This is a genomic window from Enemella evansiae, from assembly GCF_002250705.1.
GTDB classification, from domain to species: domain Bacteria; phylum Actinomycetota; class Actinomycetes; order Propionibacteriales; family Propionibacteriaceae; genus Enemella; species Enemella evansiae.
On record NZ_NMVP01000038.1, the window covers coordinates 45,510 to 61,946 of the forward strand.

General features: G+C 68.9%; 16 protein-coding genes and 1 tRNA gene. 8 read left to right on the forward strand and 9 right to left on the reverse strand.

Annotated features, from left to right (window positions below):
• Positions 1 to 151: 151 nt before the first annotated feature.
• Together BI335_RS20275 and BI335_RS20280 are read right to left on the reverse strand one after the other, a co-directional pair.
• The gene (locus BI335_RS20275; RefSeq protein WP_094399295.1) at positions 152 to 1,237 is read right to left on the reverse strand and encodes an alpha/beta hydrolase family protein; all 1,086 of its coding nucleotides are present in this window, start codon (positions 1,235 to 1,237) and stop codon (positions 152 to 154) included.
• The gene (locus BI335_RS20280; RefSeq protein WP_172421985.1) at positions 1,234 to 3,279 is read right to left on the reverse strand and encodes an acyltransferase family protein; all 2,046 of its coding nucleotides are present in this window, start codon (positions 3,277 to 3,279) and stop codon (positions 1,234 to 1,236) included. The genes BI335_RS20275 and BI335_RS20280 overlap by 4 nt, the downstream gene beginning before the upstream one ends.
• 111 nt (positions 3,280 to 3,390) lie before the next feature.
• Between BI335_RS20280 and BI335_RS20285 the strand changes: the two genes are divergently transcribed.
• A tRNA-Thr gene (locus tag BI335_RS20285) sits at positions 3,391 to 3,463 on the forward strand.
• A gap of 572 nt (positions 3,464 to 4,035) precedes the next feature.
• On the opposite strand, the gene manA is transcribed toward BI335_RS20285, so the two are convergent.
• Positions 4,036 to 5,202, reverse strand: coding sequence for a mannose-6-phosphate isomerase, class I (manA, locus tag BI335_RS20290; protein ID WP_094427713.1), 1,167 nt, complete (start codon positions 5,200 to 5,202; stop codon positions 4,036 to 4,038).
• Positions 5,203 to 5,302: 100 nt separating this feature from the next.
• Between manA and BI335_RS20295 the strand changes: the two genes are divergently transcribed.
• On the forward strand, positions 5,303 to 5,602 hold the full coding sequence (locus tag BI335_RS20295) for a DUF3263 domain-containing protein (RefSeq protein WP_172421987.1): 300 nt from the start codon (positions 5,303 to 5,305) through the stop codon (positions 5,600 to 5,602).
• Between the two features lie 18 nt (positions 5,603 to 5,620).
• On the opposite strand, the gene BI335_RS20300 is transcribed toward BI335_RS20295, so the two are convergent.
• The 5 genes from BI335_RS20300 to BI335_RS20320 all read right to left on the reverse strand — a co-directional run bounded on the left by BI335_RS20300 (position 5,621) and on the right by BI335_RS20320 (position 8,959).
• The gene (locus BI335_RS20300) at positions 5,621 to 6,115 is read right to left on the reverse strand and encodes a hypothetical protein (protein ID WP_133626628.1); all 495 of its coding nucleotides are present in this window, start codon (positions 6,113 to 6,115) and stop codon (positions 5,621 to 5,623) included.
• A 22-nt stretch (positions 6,116 to 6,137) separates the two neighbouring features.
• Positions 6,138 to 7,193, reverse strand: coding sequence for a WXG100 family type VII secretion target (locus BI335_RS20305; protein ID WP_094433236.1), 1,056 nt, complete (start codon positions 7,191 to 7,193; stop codon positions 6,138 to 6,140).
• Entirely contained in the window at positions 7,190 to 7,531 is a 342-nt protein-coding gene (locus tag BI335_RS20310) for a Rossmann-fold NAD(P)-binding domain-containing protein (RefSeq protein WP_094355695.1), read from the reverse strand. The genes BI335_RS20305 and BI335_RS20310 overlap by 4 nt, the downstream gene beginning before the upstream one ends.
• A gap of 96 nt (positions 7,532 to 7,627) precedes the next feature.
• A complete protein-coding gene (locus tag BI335_RS20315) occupies positions 7,628 to 8,458 on the reverse strand; it encodes a hypothetical protein (RefSeq protein ID WP_133626629.1) in 831 nt (276 codons plus the stop codon).
• A gap of 33 nt (positions 8,459 to 8,491) precedes the next feature.
• The gene (locus BI335_RS20320) at positions 8,492 to 8,959 is read right to left on the reverse strand and encodes a hypothetical protein (RefSeq protein ID WP_229118011.1); all 468 of its coding nucleotides are present in this window, start codon (positions 8,957 to 8,959) and stop codon (positions 8,492 to 8,494) included.
• A gap of 67 nt (positions 8,960 to 9,026) precedes the next feature.
• On the opposite strand from BI335_RS20320, the gene BI335_RS20325 reads away from it, so the two are divergent.
• The 6 genes from BI335_RS20325 to BI335_RS20350 all read left to right on the forward strand — a co-directional run bounded on the left by BI335_RS20325 (position 9,027) and on the right by BI335_RS20350 (position 15,754).
• Positions 9,027 to 9,683 carry a hypothetical protein gene (locus BI335_RS20325; RefSeq protein WP_094433240.1) on the forward strand — a complete coding sequence of 219 codons (657 nt, stop codon included), beginning with the start codon at positions 9,027 to 9,029 and terminating at the stop codon, positions 9,681 to 9,683.
• Between the two features lie 13 nt (positions 9,684 to 9,696).
• Positions 9,697 to 11,007, forward strand: coding sequence for a hypothetical protein (locus BI335_RS21260; protein WP_133626631.1), 1,311 nt, complete (start codon positions 9,697 to 9,699; stop codon positions 11,005 to 11,007).
• Positions 11,008 to 11,017: 10 nt separating this feature from the next.
• Positions 11,018 to 11,797: a hypothetical protein gene (locus tag BI335_RS20335; protein ID WP_133626632.1), complete on the forward strand. Its 780-nt coding sequence runs from the start codon at positions 11,018 to 11,020 to the stop codon at positions 11,795 to 11,797.
• A 244-nt stretch (positions 11,798 to 12,041) separates the two neighbouring features.
• A complete protein-coding gene (groL, locus tag BI335_RS20340) occupies positions 12,042 to 13,664 on the forward strand; it encodes a chaperonin GroEL (protein ID WP_094433242.1) in 1,623 nt (540 codons plus the stop codon).
• Positions 13,665 to 13,767: 103 nt separating this feature from the next.
• On the forward strand, positions 13,768 to 14,727 hold the full coding sequence (locus tag BI335_RS20345) for a DUF389 domain-containing protein (RefSeq protein ID WP_094433244.1): 960 nt from the start codon (positions 13,768 to 13,770) through the stop codon (positions 14,725 to 14,727).
• A gap of 16 nt (positions 14,728 to 14,743) precedes the next feature.
• Positions 14,744 to 15,754: a dipeptidase gene (locus BI335_RS20350; RefSeq protein ID WP_094433246.1), complete on the forward strand. Its 1,011-nt coding sequence runs from the start codon at positions 14,744 to 14,746 to the stop codon at positions 15,752 to 15,754.
• 165 nt (positions 15,755 to 15,919) lie between these two features.
• Here the strand turns inward: BI335_RS20350 and BI335_RS20355 are convergent, their stop codons facing one another.
• Entirely contained in the window at positions 15,920 to 16,399 is a 480-nt protein-coding gene (locus BI335_RS20355) for a DUF2975 domain-containing protein (protein WP_094433248.1), read from the reverse strand.
• Positions 16,400 to 16,437 lie beyond the last annotated feature (38 nt).

Here is a 16,437-nt window from a genome sequence, read left to right on the forward strand (position 1 = left end):
CTGCCCCGTGCAGGCTGTGGCGAGTATGGTCACTCGGAATTGTCACCCGCAACCGCCAGTTACGCAGTCGACGTCTGCAAATTTGCAGGAACGTTATTCCTGACCCGAGGTCGGTTTTCGCCGCCTGGGGAATCCGCCCGGTCGCCGGACCTCAGCCGAGCAGGGCCTGCCGGGCCGGTGCGGCGGTGAACATCCCGACCGCGTCGTGTGCCACGCCCGGTACCAGGTGCAGCTGCTGGCGGGTGCGGATCTCGGGGCCATAGACGCTCGGCAGGTACGCCCAGTAGCGCTGGCCGCGCTCCAACCGGTTCGGCCCCTCGACGTTCGCACCGCAGGACTTGTCCATCGACGACGAGCGCGGGTCCCGGTCCCGGTCACCGAGCAGATAGACGACCTTCCGCTTCCCGTAGCGCTCGGTCAACCCCTTGGGGCCGCTGGCCGCCATGTAGGGATTCAGCTGGTTCAACCCGTAGCGGTAGTCGTTGTATCCCGGGCAGCGGGCCACCTCCTCGGGCGGCGTACCCGGGCGGGCCGGGGTGAAATAGAGGTAGGAGGAGGGGTTGGCGATCACGAACCGGTCCGGCTGGCTCGCCGACCCCGCCGCGAACCGGTTCACGAACTGGCCGCCGCCGGAGAAACCCGCCACCACCACCGAGCGGTGACCGACCCGGCGGATCAGCTCGTCCAGCACCGCGTACGAGGAGATCTGGGCGCCGGGATTGACCGACGGATCGCCCTGGGACCAGCCGGAGAAGGTCCAGTAGAGCTCCTTCGCCCGGTCCTTGGTGTCCTCGGCGCTGGCGAACCGCGGCGCCACCACCAGGGTCTGCTCGCGTTGGGCGTCGGTCGCCCCGGCGAGCACCGCACCGGCCATCCCGCAGGGGCGCCGATCGTTGCCGTGCACCACGAAGACCACCCGACGCACCTCGGCCGGCGGGTCGTCCACCGGCCCGTTGGAGCAGTAGCTGAAATCCTTCTCGGCGATCATCGTGCTGCGCAGCACCACATTGCGGCTCAGCCCGCGGGTCAGGTCATCCGCCGCCGCGGCCGAGGACGGGTGCGCGGTGCTGTGCGGCAACCCGTCACCGGTGCCGTCGGTGGCCAGCTCCGCCGGGGCGGGGCTGGCGGATGCCTCGACCGCATACCGGGTGGTGGCGCGTGGCGCGAGCACCACGGTGGCGGCGAGCAGCGCCACCGCCGCCAGCACGCCGACCAGAATCCCCCGAGCCCTGGTCATCTCTCGATCACCCGCCAGAGCTGGTCCTCGAACTCCTCCTTGAGCGTGGTCACATAGGTGCGACTCAAGTGGTTGTCATCCATGTAGACGTAGACATTCCCGATCACCCCGGGACACATCCCGCCGGGGCAGATGTATTCGGTGAGGTCCATCGTCAGCATCCCCGGCGTCGGCTCCAGCGCCACCTGCGGTGAGATCGGTGCCAGCTTCTCCGAGCGCGGTTTCAGGCAGCGCGGATCCGCGGCACCGTAACGCTGCACGCACTCGGGCATCTTGAAGTCGAAGCGCGGATTGTCGCGGATGTTGACGATCTTCAACCCGGCATCGGTGAGCGGTTTGGTGGCCTCAAGATAGGTGTCCACCGCGATCTCGGGACCGTTCGCCTGGGCCCGGCTGCCGACGGTGAAGACGAAGTCCGGGCGCAGTTCGAGCAGATACTGCACCATCTCCTGGCTGTACTGCACGCAGGCCGCGTCGCTGGCCGGATTGGGCAGGGTGATCCGGCAACCCGGCCGGATCGAGGTGATCAGGTGCCACTGCTCGCGCCGGGCCAGATCGCTCATCAGCGTCAGCCACTGGTTGCTGTGCGAATCGCCCATGATCACCACGGTCTTGTGCGCCTCACCGGGCGGCTTGATCTCGGTGCACTCCGATGCCGGCGGCTTCGGCGTCAGATCGGCCGAACACGGCGGCTGCACCTCCGGCCAGTCGGTGAGGATGATCGTGTCCCCGGGGGCGATGCTGCGGTTCGGCACGGCGGTCTCGACCGGGGCACCCGGGGTGATCGCGCGCGCACCGGGGCGGGCCTCGGCCGGGGCCGAGTTGGTCTGCTGGACATCACGCTGCAGCACCCAGGACCAGCTGCTGATCGCCCCGAAACCGATCAGCAGACCGGTGGCGATGGTGGCCAGGCCCCAGCGCTTGGCGCCGAGGAACTTCATCTGGTTGAACCGCTGCTCGATGGTCCGGGTGGTCAGATCGGCCAGGATCAGCGAGAGCGCGATCACGATCACGCTGCCGACGATGCCCGGAGAGTTGCTGACCGTCGCGTTCAGCCAGAACATCAGCACCGGCCAGTGCCACAGATACAGGGCGTACGCCCGATCGCCCAGCCAGGCGATCGGCCGGCTGTTCAGCAGCCGGGCCGGATGCCAGGCCTCGCGGGAACTGCCGCCGATGATCACCAGCGCGGTCGCGATCGAGGGGATCAGCGCCACCGGGCCCGGGTACGGCAGATTGCCGAAGAAGACCCCGCAGAAGGTGATCACGAACAGCCCGATCCAGCTCAGCACCGCGCGCGGCAGCACCGACATCTTCGGTATCGGCATCAGCGCGAACAGGGAGGCCAGCGAGAACTCCCAGGCCCGGGCGTACGTGTCGAAGTAGGCCGCGACCGGATTGGCGCCGACCTCGCGCAGGGCGTACGCGAAGGAGGCGATGGTGATCACCGAGAAGATCACCGTCAGCGAGATCTTGATCGGCACCTTGGCGAGCTTGAACACCAGCATCGCCAGCAGCATCAGCAGCGGCCAGACGACGAAGATCTGCCCCTGCACCGACAGCGACCAGTAGTGCTGCAGCGGGCTGGTGCCCGAACGGTCGGGGGAGGTGTAGTCGGTGGCCATGCTGATCAGCAGCCAGTTCTGCCGATAGGTGATCGAGGCGAGAGCCTGATCCAGCAGCGGATACCAGCGCACCGGCGGCAGCAGCAGCCAACCGGCACCGCAGACCAGCAGGATCACCACCGCCGAGGAGGGGATCAACCGCCGGAACCGGCCCACCAGGAAGTCGAGGACGTTGAACGCCATCCCCTTGCGGGCAAAACTGCCGACCATCAGGTACGCCGAGATCATCAGGAAGACATCGACACCGCCGGAGACCCGGCCGCCACCCCACAGGTGGTACGCCACCACCAGACCGATCGCCAGGCCGCGCAATCCGTGGATCTCACCGCGCCGCTTGGTCTTCGGCGGGGTCGTGGGTGCGGCCGTGGTGCCGCGTTGCTCCGCGGACCGGGCGCCCGGGCGGGCAGGCTGAGCCAAGGTGGCGTACTCCTCGATCTGGTCAGGGGTCGATCGTCAACTTATCCAACGCGTGGAGCAGCACCAAAGGTTTCGACACCGTGCGGTCGGTGCGGGCATGATGGATGCCTTGCCTCCGTAGCTCAGTTGGTAGAGCGTCGCTCTTGTAAAGCGAGGGTCGCGGGTTCGAATCCTGTCGGAGGCTCGAGTTCTTGTCGGCTCGCGCCCGCGCGCCCAATCCCCGCTCTTCGGCCCAGTCGTCGAAACCCCTCGCGGTGATCATGCTGGTGGTTGCGGCGGCGACGCGGGGATTTCTCCTTGGTGGGTCTGCATCGCGGGGGCTCGCTTCCGACGCTCGCCTCCCGTTCTTGTCGGCTCGCGCCCGCGCGCCCAATCCCCGCTCTTCGGCCCAGTCGTCGAAACCCCTCGCGGTGATCATGCTGGTGGTTGCGGCGGCGACGCGGGGATTTCTCCTTGGTGGGTCTGCATCGCGGGGGCTCGCTTCCGACGCTCGCCTCCCGTTCTTGTCGGCTCGCGCCCGCGCGCCCAATCCCCGCTCTTCGGCCCAGTCGTCGAAACCCCTCGCGGTGATCATGCTGGTGGTTGCGGCGGCGACGCGGGGATTTCTCCTTGGTGGGTCTGCATCGCGGGGGCGCGCTTCCGACGCTCGCCTCCCGTTCTTGTCGGCTCGCGCCCGCGCGCCCTGCGTTCATCGAGTAGGCAGCCATGCGGAGCTTGCGGAGCAATGGCTGCCGTGTCGAGATGAACGGGCCTGCCTCAGATGCCGCTGGCGGCGAGGAAGCCGCGGGTGGGGCCGTCGAGGCGGACATCGTCCTCGGTGGCGCCGATGAAGGCCGCGCCGCCGCGCGGCACCTCGAGCACCTCGGAGCCCCGACGCAGGGTGGCGGTGCCGTCGACGACCAGCAGGATCCGGCCGCGGCCGGTGGCCGGCAGCGCGGCGTCGGCGCAGTCCTGCACCTCCCAGAGCGCGAACTCCGGCGCCTCGGTCGGATAGCGGCGCACCCCGTTGCCCTCATCGACCGGCGTGACCACCCCCGGGAAGCCGGGGGAGAAGTCGACCACCTGGGCCAGTTCGTCGATGTCGATGTGCTTGCCGGTCAGACCACCGCGGAGCACGTTGTCGGAGTTCGACATGATCTCGATCCCGGTACCGCGCAGGTAGGCGTGCAGATTCCCGGCGGGCATGAAGAATGCCTCGCCCGGAGCGAGGGTGATCCGGTTCAGCAGCAGCGCCGCCAGGATGCCGGCATCGTTCGGGTAGTCGGCGTTCAGCTCCACCGCGGTGCGGCAGAACCGGCCGAAGTCGGAATCCTCGGCGGCGTACGCCGACGCGGCGGTGACCACCGAGGCGACCAATTCACCCTCCTGATCGGCCAGCCCGAGGACCTCCAGGAACACCCGCGCGATGCCGTCGGGATCGGTCAGCGGTTCCATCAGCTGATCCGCCTCATCCACGCCGAGCTTCGCGAACAGTGCCCGCGTCTCCGCCGGTTCGCGGAACCCGCAGAGCCCGTGGAACTCGGTCAGCGCGACCATCGCCTCCGGCTTCGGCCAGTCGTCGCGGTAGTTCCGGTCCGGGGCGTCGAGAGCCACCCCCGCGTCGTTCTCGCGGGCGTACCCCTCGATCGCCTGGGCGCGAGAGGGATGGGCCTGCAGCGACAGGGCCTGCTTCGCCGACAGCACCTTGAGCAGGAACGGCAGCCGGTCGCCGAACCGCTCGACCGAGACGCTGCCGATCTCGGCCGGGTGGTCGGCGAGGAACCCGGCCAGATCACCCTCGGCCAGGGTGGCCGGTGCCTTCGTGTGGGCGCCCAGCCAGTATTCGGCCTGCGGCCGGCCGGTGACCTCGCGGCCGAGCACGCCGGGGATGCCGTCGGTCGACCCCCACGGGTAGTCCTGGATGACTCCGGTGATGGGCTGCATCGGTTGCCTCCTCGGCCCTTACTCTGCGGATGCTGGCATCGTAGCCCGCGACGCGCCGAAGGTAATGACACCGTTGTTGTTTCCGCCTACGATGGGGGCCATGTCAGCCCTGAACCCGCAGCCGTCCACCGGCGCCCCCGCCGCACTCAGCGAGCGGGACGCGGAGATCCTCGACTTCGAGCGCCAGTGGTGGAAGTACGCCGGCGCCAAGGAACAGGGCATCCGGGAGCGCTTCGACATGTCGACCACCCGCTACTACCAGGTGTTGAACGCCCTCATCGACAAGCCCGAGGCGCTGGCCCACGACCCGCTGCTGGTGAAGCGGCTGCGCCGGCTGCGCGCCACTCGGCAGCGCGCCCGCTCCGCGCGTCGGCTCGGGTTCGATCCCGACAAGGACTGACCTCGGCACGACCGGCGCTCAGCGTCGCAGCCCGGACAGCGCGCCGCTGACCAGGATCGGGACCGCGAGCACGCCCAGCACGCACAGCACCGTGAGCAACCCACCCGCCGAGCGATGGTCGCCGGCGACCTGCACCACCTCGGTCCGCGGGTTGCTGCTCGTCCCGACTGACCACTGGGATCGGTACGCCTCCACGGCCACCTCACCGGAGACCGGCTCCCGCGCCTCGATCGTCGCCGGCGTCCGGTAACCGTCGGGGGCCGCCCCCGGATCCCATTCCACCGTCGCCACACACCGCTGCATCAGCCAGAGCTGGCTCGGATCGGCTCGGCACTCGGTCACCGTGGCCCGGCCACGGCCGAGCAGATCCGAACTGGGTTGCAGACCGATCCAGTGGCTCGCCGCGAGCAGCGCCCAGGTCGCCGCGACCAGGGAGAGCACCCCGGCAACGATCGCGAGCACCCGCGCCCGCTCGCCGCGGCGGGCGTACGCCGAAGAACTCGGGGATGGCATCCGGGCACCCTGACGGGTCGGTTCAGCGGTCGATGTCCTGGATCTCTTCCTGGGTGTCGTTGGCCTCCAGGGTGCCGCTGGTCTGCGAGCGGTCCATCGGTTTGACCACGTTCCGGTTCACCGTGCGCAGCCGGTCATAGATCTCCCCGCCCTTTTCGCCGAACACCTCCGCGGAGGTGGTGCGTCCGGGCATCTTCGGCTTCATCGGGATCCGGTCGTTGGGGATCGAGTGCCGGCCGCGGACCGCCGGCCGGGTCGCGTCGCCGGCGATCTTCAGCCGGGCGGAGCGGGCCAGCTTCTGCGAGACCTTGGACAGGGCCCGGGCGGCGTCGTCGAAGAATTTGCTGCTCAGGTTCATCTTCTTGGCCAGCTTCGACAGGATCCGCATCAGCTTGCCCATCTTGGACGCGATCTTGGCGCCGATCATCGCCATCCGTGCGCCGAACCAACCGGTGAAGGCGGCCAGCGAGGCGCCGACCGACGGCACCGCGGCGGCCGCCGCCAGGATCGCGGCCTGCACCACCTCGGTGACGAACATCTTGATCAGGTTCCAGATGGTCTCGCGGAAGATGCCGACGACCATCCCGGCGGTGGAGACCCAGTCGGCCATCTTCGCCGCCGCGGCCGAGGCGGACCGGTAGTTGTCGTTCACCCCCTGCATCACCTGGGTGTACGCCTCCGAGGCGCGGCCCTGCCAGCCGGGCAGGTCGCCCGCGGTACCGGCGTGCTGGTTGGCGACGCCCACCAGGTCGTCGGAGATCGTCTGCCACTTCTGCGCATGGGCGTAGATCGCATCCGGGTTGCCGAGCAGGAAATCCACCGGCTCCTTCAACCACGAGACGTTCGTGACCAGGATGTCCATCAGCGAGCCGACCGCGGCACCGATCAGCGCGTTCAGCGGGTCGAGGGCGACCGACAGGATGCCGAGGCCGATGTCGGCGACCGCGGTGACGTCGCCGATGGAGGCCTCACCGTCGGCCCAGTGCTGGCTGGCGCTGGCGATGTCGTTGTAGATCGGGAGCGTGACATTGGCCGATCCGACCGAGACGAAGGGCAGACCCTGACTGGTGGCGGTCATCGGCCCGTCGCCTCCCGCATGCTCGCCAGTTCGGCGGTGATCGACTTCGCCAGATCGACATTGCTCTGCTCGGTGGCGTCGTAGAGGTCGGCGGTGGTGCCGAAACCCTCGGTCACCGTCGCACTGACCCGGCCGAGCTCGTCGATGGTCCGCCCGTGCAGCTGGTCGCCGAGCATCAGGATCGGGCAGACGATCGGGCTGGCGAAGATGCCATACATCTTCCAGTCGCCGATGCCGGTGTCCTGGGCCCGGCCGACCACGTCCTGGGTGCTGGAATCCACTGCCTGCAGGTTGCTGTGATGCGTCCGCATCTCCGGCACGCTGAAGGTCTCGGTCACGTCGACTCCTGTGGTTGCGGGGTTGGGGCCAATCTAGATTCCGGCCGGCGCGCGCGCCCGGTCAGCGGGTGTGGAAACTTCCGGCTCGTCGTTGCCTCAGAGCTCGTCCAGGAAGGGATTGCCGGCCAGGGTGTCATCGAGCTGGTCGCGCAACTGGGCCTGCGCGTCGCTGCGCGCTGCGGCGTACGCGGCGGTGAAGCGCTCGCCGAGCACCGTGGTGCCCTCGCGGTCGAAGCCGGCGCCGAAGCGGGTGCCGAGGATCACCCCGGCGGCGTTCACCCGGACCTCGACCGCACCGTCGCTGCCGGTCCCGGTGACCCGTTCCATCAGCTCCGGCAGGCGGGTGGCGCTGGCCTTGATCCGCTCGATCTCGGCGTCGAAGTCGGCCTGCAGCTGATCCGGCGGCACGCTCGAGGGGACGTAGCCGATCTCGGCCATGATCGCCGCCGGGTCGAGCGGTTCGTCGTCGCTGTCCATCCGGTTCAGGATGTCGTCCAGCAGGTCCTCCTGCTGTTCCGGTGTCATCGGCGCATCCGCCTGCGGGGAGCGGTACGCCGCAGCGCCCGCACCCGCGTCCGCGTCCACGTCCACCGGGCGCTCCTCGGGGGCGACCGCGGCCACCCCGCGGGCCGCCGCCTCGTCGCCGAAGGCGTCGCGGACCACCGCCTCGGCGTTCTTGTTGGTCTGACCCGCACCGCGGCGCAGCGCCGCGTCCAGGGTGGCGGTGAGCTGGGCCGGGGTGAGCCGCAGCGCGGCCTGGTGGAACTCGATGCCGGTCAGGTGGTTGCCGAGCAACCGCAGCGTCACCTGCTCACCGGGCACCTCGACGCTCGCCTGGCGCAGCGCCTGGTTGGTTCGTTCGGCGCGGGCCTCGAACCCGCGGACATCGGCCTGCAGCTTCGCCAGCAGCCGCCTGGGATCGGGCATCGGGGGCATCTCGGATCCGGAGGTCACGGTTGCTCAGCGTAGGGCCCCACGGTTCATCGCGAATCGGCTCGGCCGGCGGGGATAGCCGCCGTCGGCCAACCCGGCGAGACGTTCGAACGGATTCTGGCTGGCCACATCACCGGTGCTGACCACCGACCAGGCCGCCGCCACGGCGTACAGGGGCAGGAAAGGCAGGCCACCGCAGACCGCGTACTGCCAGGCATGCCGGGCCTCGTGCCGCAGCATCCGACCGTCGTCGGCGAGCAACCGGTCCAGGCCGCCGGCGGTGATCACCACGTTTCCGACGGTGAACGCGCCGGCGATCGGGAAGCCGAGCCGGTAACCCTCGGCGAGCAGCAGCCCCTGCGGTCCGGGCCGAGGGCGCGCGCCGCCGAGCAGGGCGATGCCGACCCCGAGCGGGGTGGACAGGTTCACGAAGTTCAGCAGCCAGCGCAGGCCGCCGCGGGGGCGCGGGAGGAGTTTTTGAGTATCCCGGCTCACGGTCTGAGTATCGCAGGGTGCTCGCGCTGGCCCCGCCCGGTGACACCGTTGTGGCAAGGAGGACCAGATGAGCCCACAGGATCCCATGCAGCAGCTGGAGCAGTCGCTCGCCGAGCTGCACCAGTTGACCGCGAAACTGAAGGTCGTCAGCCAACCCGGTGAGGGGCACGACCCCGCCGGTGTGGTGACCGCCGCGCTGGACGCCGAGCAGCGGCTGACCGCGATCACGGTGGCGGCGAAGTGGCAGGAGAAGGTCGAACCGGATGCGCTCGCGCAGGCGGTGCAGGCAGCGATCAGTGACGGGATGGTGCAGTCCTTCGGCGGCGCTGACCAGCCCGAGGTGGCGGAGTCGGGGGAGCCCGCGATCACTCCGGCGATCCGGGACGAGGCGCAGGAGATGGTCGCCGAGCGGACCCGCTATTTCGACGCCGCGGTCGCGAGCGGGGATCAGGACGCCCTGCTGGCGCAGTTCAACCAGGCGATGGCGCAGTTCGACCGGATCGCCGCGGATCTCGAGCGGCGGGCGAACGAGGGCGCGCGGGTGGAGTACTTCAACAACTCCCGGCGCGCGTCGATCGTCTACGAGTCGGGCTTTCCGGTCGAGGTACGCCTGGACCGCAACTGGGTACGCGGGCTGAGCGGCAACACGATCACCACGGCCTTCGCCGAGATCCTCGAGCAGGCGGCCGAGCAGCGCCATCAACTGAGCAACTTCGGACAGTGAGCGGAGCGGGGAGATGACGACCGAGAGCAACGAGACCGACTACTGGTCGGGGTACGCCGGGGAGGGCGATGCGCCGATGGTGCAGCCGCCGGCCTCGGACACGCTGGACGAGGCGGGCCCGGCGTCGGACCTGCTGAGTGCGCCGGAGGACGCCCAGCAGGCGCCCGTCGACGACGCGGTCCTCGAGGAACAGCAGCTCCAGCAGGATCAGGTGGTCACCGAGACCGAGATCGGCACGAGCACCGAGGCGGTCGGCGATCAGGCGGTGAACCTGTCACCGGCACCGGCGCACAAGGAACGCCAGGATCCGGTGGTCGAGGTGCCGCCGGAGCACCAGGACATCAGTTCCGACACCACGCTCGCCGATGAGGAGGTCGGCGTGCTCGCTGACGGTGGGGTGGTCGACACCCGAGGCCAGGACACCGTGATCACCACCAACGGCGGGGTGCAGGTCACCCGGAAGGCCGACGGCTCGGTCACCGTCGATGCCGACATCAGCAACAACGACACTCCGGGTGCGGAGAGCGACGACGTCTCCGAACTGAACGGCGACGGCGTACTCATGACCGAGGACGGCACCAAGGTCCAGACCGACGGCGACAAGGTGACCGTCACCCAGCTCGACGGCACCCGGTTCGTCATCACCCCCGACGGCCAGGTCGAGGTCGACCTGTCCGATCGCAAACCGGACCCCGACGGCGGCAAGGATGCCGGCCAGGGCGAGGACGCGGATTCCGACGGCAAGGGCGACGAGGACAAGGCCGAGGACGAGGAAGACAAGAAGGACGACAAGGACGCCGAGGACGAGCAGGACTCGGGCGGCGGTGGTGGCAACACCGGTGGTGGCGGTGGCAACCAGGGCGGCGGTGGCGGCAACCAGGGCGGCGGTGGCGGCAACCAGGGCGGTGGCCCCGGTACCAACACGCCCCCGACCACGCCGCCCCCCACCACTCCGCCCCCGACCACTCCGCCCCCGACACCGACCCCGCCGACGAACCCGCCGGACGAACCCGGAGGGCCCAAGGAGGACACGCAGTTCAACACCGGGGACATGCGGGAGGACGCGAAGACCTACGCCGACCGGGCCAATCGGGCGGCCGGTATCGCCAAGACCTTCGGCTCACTCAAGAGCGGTGTCCCGTCCTGGGGCCTCTGGTTCGCCGCGGCCGGGCCGTACGGCGAGGCGATCGATCGCTGCGTGACCATCTATACCGACGCGGAGAAGGCGCTCGACCGGATGTCGGAGAAGCTGACCCAGACCGCGACCCAGTACGACCAGACCGAGATGCAGAACCAGCAGCAGGCGACCAGGACGGAGCCCTGAGATGACCTACATGGCAACAGAATCCCAAGACGGCGGGGCGACGGACGGTGTGCTCGCCAAGGAGTGCGATACCGGACCGCTGGGTGTCATGGTCGACGGTGTGGTCGCTGCGGTCGAAGTGCTGCAGACGATCTTCAACGGCGTGATGAACACCGTGCAGACGGCGATCGACTGGGCCAACAAGATCACGCTCGGCGTGATCCCCTGGCTCGACGACGTGCTTGCCGCCTGCCGCAAGGGGCAGGAAGCCGTCAACAAGGCCTATGACATCTATCAGCAGGCGCTCCAGGGCCTGGTGGCGCCGTGGTACATCAAGTGCATCGGTGAGAAGATCCGTGACGGCATGGGTCCGCGGACCGCCGACTTCGCCGAGTCCCTGGACCCGAGCCAGCTCAAGTCGAAGGAATCCTGGCAGGGTGCGGGCGCCGAGGCGTTCTTCAAGGCCGCCGACAAGCAGCAGGCCGCTGCCGGAGAAGCCAAGGGTGGCGTACTCACCTTCGGCGGTTCGATGGTCAAGCTGGGCGACTCCGGCATCACCGCCACCTATACCTTCCTGGTGGCGATGAGCTTCGCCGCGGTCGGCCTCGGGCTGGCCATCGGGAAGATGGCCGCGGTGCCCGCCGGTACCGCGATCGGGGCGGCCGAGATCATCGGCCTGATCGCAGCGATCGTCGCCACCATCAAGGTCTTCGTCGACCTGGTGAACTCCTTGGCCAGCCAGGCCCGCGAGTTCACCTCGGCGGTCGCCACCGTCCCGATGCAGGGCACCTGGCCGGCCGCCACGGTCTGAATCAGGCGTACCCCACCGGGCGGTCCCGACGAACCCGACGTCGGGATCGCCCGGTTTCGTCTGCCCGGATTGTTTGCACTCCACCGGTGAGAGTGCTAAACATGACTTAGCACTCGGTACGCCCGAGTGCCACCGTCAAGTCCGGTGAGGCACCCACGGGTGTCGTCCGTCGCGGGCATCGTCTTGGCGCATCACAGACAACCATGGGGCGTACGCCCCCGATGCGGGAGGACTCCCGGAACACATGGCAAAACTGATTGAGTTCAACATCGAGGCTCGCCGCGGTCTCGAGCGGGGCATGAACGTCCTCGCCGACGCGGTGAAGGTGACCCTCGGCCCCAAGGGCCGCAACGTCGTGCTGGAGAAGAAGTGGGGCGCCCCCACGATCACCAACGACGGCGTGTCGATCGCCAAGGAGATCGAGCTCGAGGAGCCGTACGAGAAGATCGGCGCCGAGCTGGTCAAGGAAGTCGCCAAGAAGACCGACGACGTCGCGGGCGACGGCACCACCACCGCGACCGTGCTGGCCCAGGCGATGGTGCGCGAGGGTCTGCGCAACGTCACCGCCGGCGCCAACCCGATGGGCCTGAAGAAGGGCATCGAGAAGGCCACCGCCGCCATCAGCGAGGAGCTGCTGGGGATGGCCACCGACATCGAGACCGAGCAGCAGATCGCTGCCACCGCGTCGATCTCCGCCGCTGACGAGACCGTCGGCAAGATCATCGCCGAGGCGATGGAGAAGGTCGGCAAGGAGGGTGTGATCACCGTCGAGGAGTCCAACACCTTCGGGCTGGACCTCGAGCTGACCGAGGGCATGCGCTTCGACAAGGGCTACATCTCGGGCTACTTCGTGACCGACACCGAGCGCATGGAGACCGTGCTCGACGATCCCTACATCCTGATCGCCAACTCCAAGATCTCCAGCCTCAAGGATCTCCTGCCGGTGCTGGAGAAGGTCATGCAGTCGGGCAAGCCGCTCGTCGTGATCGCCGAGGACGTCGACGGTGAGGCCCTGGCCGGCCTGATCGTCAACAAGATCCGCGGCACCTTCAAGTCCGTCGCCGTGAAGGCCCCGGGCTTCGGCGACCGCCGCAAGGCCATGCTCGGTGACATCGCCATCCTCACCGGTGGCCAGGTCATCTCCGAGGACGTGGGCCTGAAGCTCGACGCCGTCACCCTGGAGCTGCTGGGCACCGCCCGCCAGGTCCGCGTGACCAAGGACGAGACCACCATCGTCGACGGCGGTGGCGAGGCCGACGAGATCCAGGGGCGGGTCAAGCAGATCCGCAACGAGATCGAGAACAGCGACTCCGACTACGACCGCGAGAAGCTGCAGGAGCGGCTGGCCAAGCTGGCCGGCGGCGTTGCGGTGATCAAGGTCGGTGCGGCCACCGAGGTGGAGCTCAAGGAGCGCAAGCACCGCATCGAGGACGCCGTGCGCAACGCCAAGGCGGCCGTCGAGGAGGGCATCGTGCCCGGCGGTGGCGTGGCCCTGCTGCAGGCGACCAAGAAGTTCGACCTGGCCCAGCTGAACGGTGACGAGCTGATCGGCGCCAAGATCGTCATCGAGGCCTGCTCCGCTCCGCTGCGCCAGATCGCTGCGAACGCCGGCCTCGAGGGCGGCGTGGTGGCCGAGAAGGTGGGCTCGCTGCCCGCCGGCGAGGGCCTCAACGCGGCCACCGGCGAATACGTCGACATGATGAAGGCCGGGATCATCGACCCGGCCAAGGTGACCCGGTCGGCGCTGCAGAACGCGGCCTCGATCGCGGCCCTGTTCCTCACCACCGAGGCCGTCATCGCCGACAAGCCGGAGAAGGCTCCGGCCATGCCGGCCGGTGGCGACGAGATGGGCGGCATGGGCTTCTGAGTCCGTACGCCTGAGGCGCGCCGATGGCGCGCCGCCGAGCGACACCGCGGAGGCGGTCCCCGAACGGGGGCCGCCTCCGCCGCGTTTCGGGCACGATGGACCCATGCTGGTTCATCTGCGGCTCGTGGTGCCCGCCGAGTTGAGCACCGATGTGCGCGACCTCCTGGTGGATGACCGCCGCACCACCAATGTCACCGTGCAACCGGGTGCCTCGGTCGATCCGCCGGGCGACCTGATCGAGGCCGATGTGGCGCGCGAGGCCGCCGATGACATCTTGGCCAGCCTGGACGACCTCGGCCTCGACCAGGTCGGCGGGATCTGCGTCAGCGAACCGAGCGCCACGCCGTTCGCGGCCGCGATCCAACTGGAGCACAACGCCCATGGCGAGCCCGACGACGGGGTCATCTGGGATGTCGTGCTGCAGCAGGCGGAGAGCTCCTCGCGAGCCAGTTGGTCCTTCTACGCCTTCCTGGTGCTGGCCACCGCATTGGCCGCGGTGGCCGTGCTCACCGACGCGCCGATCATCGTGGTCGGCGCGATGGTCGTCGGCCCCGACTACGGCGTGGTGGCCGCCATCTGCGCCGGGATCGCGCTCGGCCGGCCGAAGCTGGCGGGCCGCGCCACGGTCACCCTGCTGCGCGGATTCGCGCTCAGCATCGTGCTCGTGGTGGCGGTCGCGCTGGTCGCCCGGCTGACCGGGGCGATCACACCGGCGGATCTGCTGCGACCGCGGCCGCTGACGGCGTTCATCTGGCACCCCGACTGGTGGTCCTTCGTGGTCGCGATCCTGGCCGGTACCGCCGGTGCGCTGGCGATGACCTCGGCGAAATCCAATGCCCTGGTCGGGGTGTTCATCTCGGTGACCACGGTGCCCGCCGCCGGCAACCTGGCGGTGGCCCTGGCGCTCGGGGTGGTCAGCGAGATCACCGGATCGCTGCTCCAGCTCGGCATCAATGTCGCCGGGCTGCTGATCGCCGGAGTGGCCACGATGATGGTGCAGAAGGTCACCCTGCGCCGGCACGGCCGGGCGGTGGAGAAAGTCGGCTCGGAAATCCTGCACTGACAGTAGAGTCGGGCGCATGACCACCCCGATCCCCATCGTCGACGGACACAACGATCTGCCCTGGGCGATGCGCAAGCACTGTCGTTACGACTTCGACGCCTGCGACATCGCCGTCGACCAACCCGCGCTGCAGACCGACCTGCCGCGGCTGCGCACCGGTGGCGTACGCGCCCAGTTCTGGTCGGTCTTCGTGCCCGGGGTGAAGGGCGAGGATCCCGTTGGCACAGGGGATTTCTTCGCCGACACCTGCGAGCAGATCGACGCGGTGCACCAGATGGTCGAGCGGTATGCCGGCGATCTGCGGCTGGTCACCACCGCCGACGAACTGGACGCCGTGCTGGCCGCCGGCCCGGACGCACCGATCGGGTCCCTGCTGGGCGCCGAGGGTGGGCACAGCATCGACAACTCGCTGGGCTGCCTGCGTACCCTGCACCGGCTCGGCGTGCGCTATCTGACTCTGACCCACAACCAGAACAACGAATGGGCCGACTCCGGCACCGATGAGCCGCGGCACGGCGGGCTGACCGACTTCGGCCGCGAGGTGGTCGCCGAGATGAACCGGCTCGGCATGATGGTCGACCTCTCGCACACCGCGCCGACCACGATGCGCGACGCCCTCGACGTGTCGACGGCGCCGGTGATCTTCAGCCACTCGTGCGCCCGGGCCGTGCAGGACCATCCCCGCAACGCACCCGACGACGTGCTGCAGCGGATGGCCGCCGGCGGGGGAGTGTGCATGGTCACCTTCGTCACCAAATTCCTTGCCGGTGAAGGGAATCCGGCACATCTTACCGATGTGGTGCGTCACATCGAGCACGTCCGTGAGGTGGCCGGGATCGAACACGTCGGCATCGGTGGTGACTATGACGGCACGACCCTGCTGCCGCCGGAACTGCCCGACGTCTCGCACTATCAGGAGTTGATGGCCGCGCTCGCCGATCGCGGGTGGAGCCGCGACGAGCTGGTCGCGCTCGGTTCGGGGAACATCGCCCGGGTCTTCCGTGCCGTCGAGGAATCCGCAGGCTGAGCGCGCCCTTCCGTTCGTCGAGCAGGGCGCGCAGCGCCCGTGTCGAGACGAACCCGTTCCGTACCGAACTCATCTCGACACGTCGGCCCTGCTCCGCTTCGCTGCGCAGGGCCGACTACTCGATGAGCGTGAGCCCCGAAAGCGTTTCGGGGCGGGCCTGACCCGTCAGCCGGCCGCCTCGAGTTGCGATCGCAGGGTGGTGGCCTGCAGCAACAGCCCCCGCAGGACCACCATCAGCAGCCAGAGCACGGTGATGACGGCGGTGATGAGGATCAGCAGCATCGGCATCCCGGGATCGTCGGCGTTCACTCCGACGACGACCAGCATGCCGACCACCACCAACCAGGCGGCGGCGATGGCAACGACGATCGCATCGACCCACTTCACCGAGGAATGGGTGAAGATCCGGTCCCGGCTGATCAGCGCCAGCAGTTGCCAGGTCGCGACCAGTGCCACCTGGGCGCACAGCACCAGGAAGACCGCGATGGCGGTCAGCGGCCAGCGCAGCTTCGCATCGTTCGGGTTCTGCGAGGTCTGGTATGCGATCCCGCCGGGCAGGGAGAAGAACTGGAAGACGAGCAGGATCGCGAACAGCACGACCAGGCACACCCGGAGCGCGGCGATGGCATACCTCGGCGACAACATGCCTCGACTATCGACCATCCGCCGGCCCGGGACAATCG

Excerpts from the sequence above, each read along its gene's own strand:
- BI335_RS20300 (WP_133626628.1), bottom strand. The coding sequence starts at position 6,115 with ATGCCATCCCCGAGTTCTTCGGCGTACGCCCGCCGCGGCGAGCGGGCG.
- BI335_RS20295 (WP_172421987.1), top strand. The coding sequence starts at position 5,303 with ATGTCAGCCCTGAACCCGCAGCCGTCCACCGGCGCCCCCGCCGCACTC.
- BI335_RS20275 (WP_094399295.1), bottom strand. The coding sequence starts at position 1,237 with ATGACCAGGGCTCGGGGGATTCTGGTCGGCGTGCTGGCGGCGGTGGCG.
- BI335_RS20345 (WP_094433244.1), top strand. The coding sequence starts at position 13,768 with ATGCTGGTTCATCTGCGGCTCGTGGTGCCCGCCGAGTTGAGCACCGAT.
- manA (WP_094427713.1), bottom strand. The coding sequence starts at position 5,202 with ATGCAGCCCATCACCGGAGTCATCCAGGACTACCCGTGGGGGTCGACC.
- BI335_RS20325 (WP_094433240.1), top strand. The coding sequence starts at position 9,027 with ATGAGCCCACAGGATCCCATGCAGCAGCTGGAGCAGTCGCTCGCCGAG.
- BI335_RS20335 (WP_133626632.1), top strand. The coding sequence starts at position 11,018 with ATGGCAACAGAATCCCAAGACGGCGGGGCGACGGACGGTGTGCTCGCC.
- BI335_RS20355 (WP_094433248.1), bottom strand. The coding sequence starts at position 16,399 with ATGTTGTCGCCGAGGTATGCCATCGCCGCGCTCCGGGTGTGCCTGGTC.
- BI335_RS20305 (WP_094433236.1), bottom strand. The coding sequence starts at position 7,193 with ATGACCGCCACCAGTCAGGGTCTGCCCTTCGTCTCGGTCGGATCGGCC.
- groL (WP_094433242.1), top strand. The coding sequence starts at position 12,042 with ATGGCAAAACTGATTGAGTTCAACATCGAGGCTCGCCGCGGTCTCGAG.
- BI335_RS20350 (WP_094433246.1), top strand. The coding sequence starts at position 14,744 with ATGACCACCCCGATCCCCATCGTCGACGGACACAACGATCTGCCCTGG.
- BI335_RS20315 (WP_133626629.1), bottom strand. The coding sequence starts at position 8,458 with ATGCCCGATCCCAGGCGGCTGCTGGCGAAGCTGCAGGCCGATGTCCGC.
- BI335_RS21260 (WP_133626631.1), top strand. The coding sequence starts at position 9,697 with ATGACGACCGAGAGCAACGAGACCGACTACTGGTCGGGGTACGCCGGG.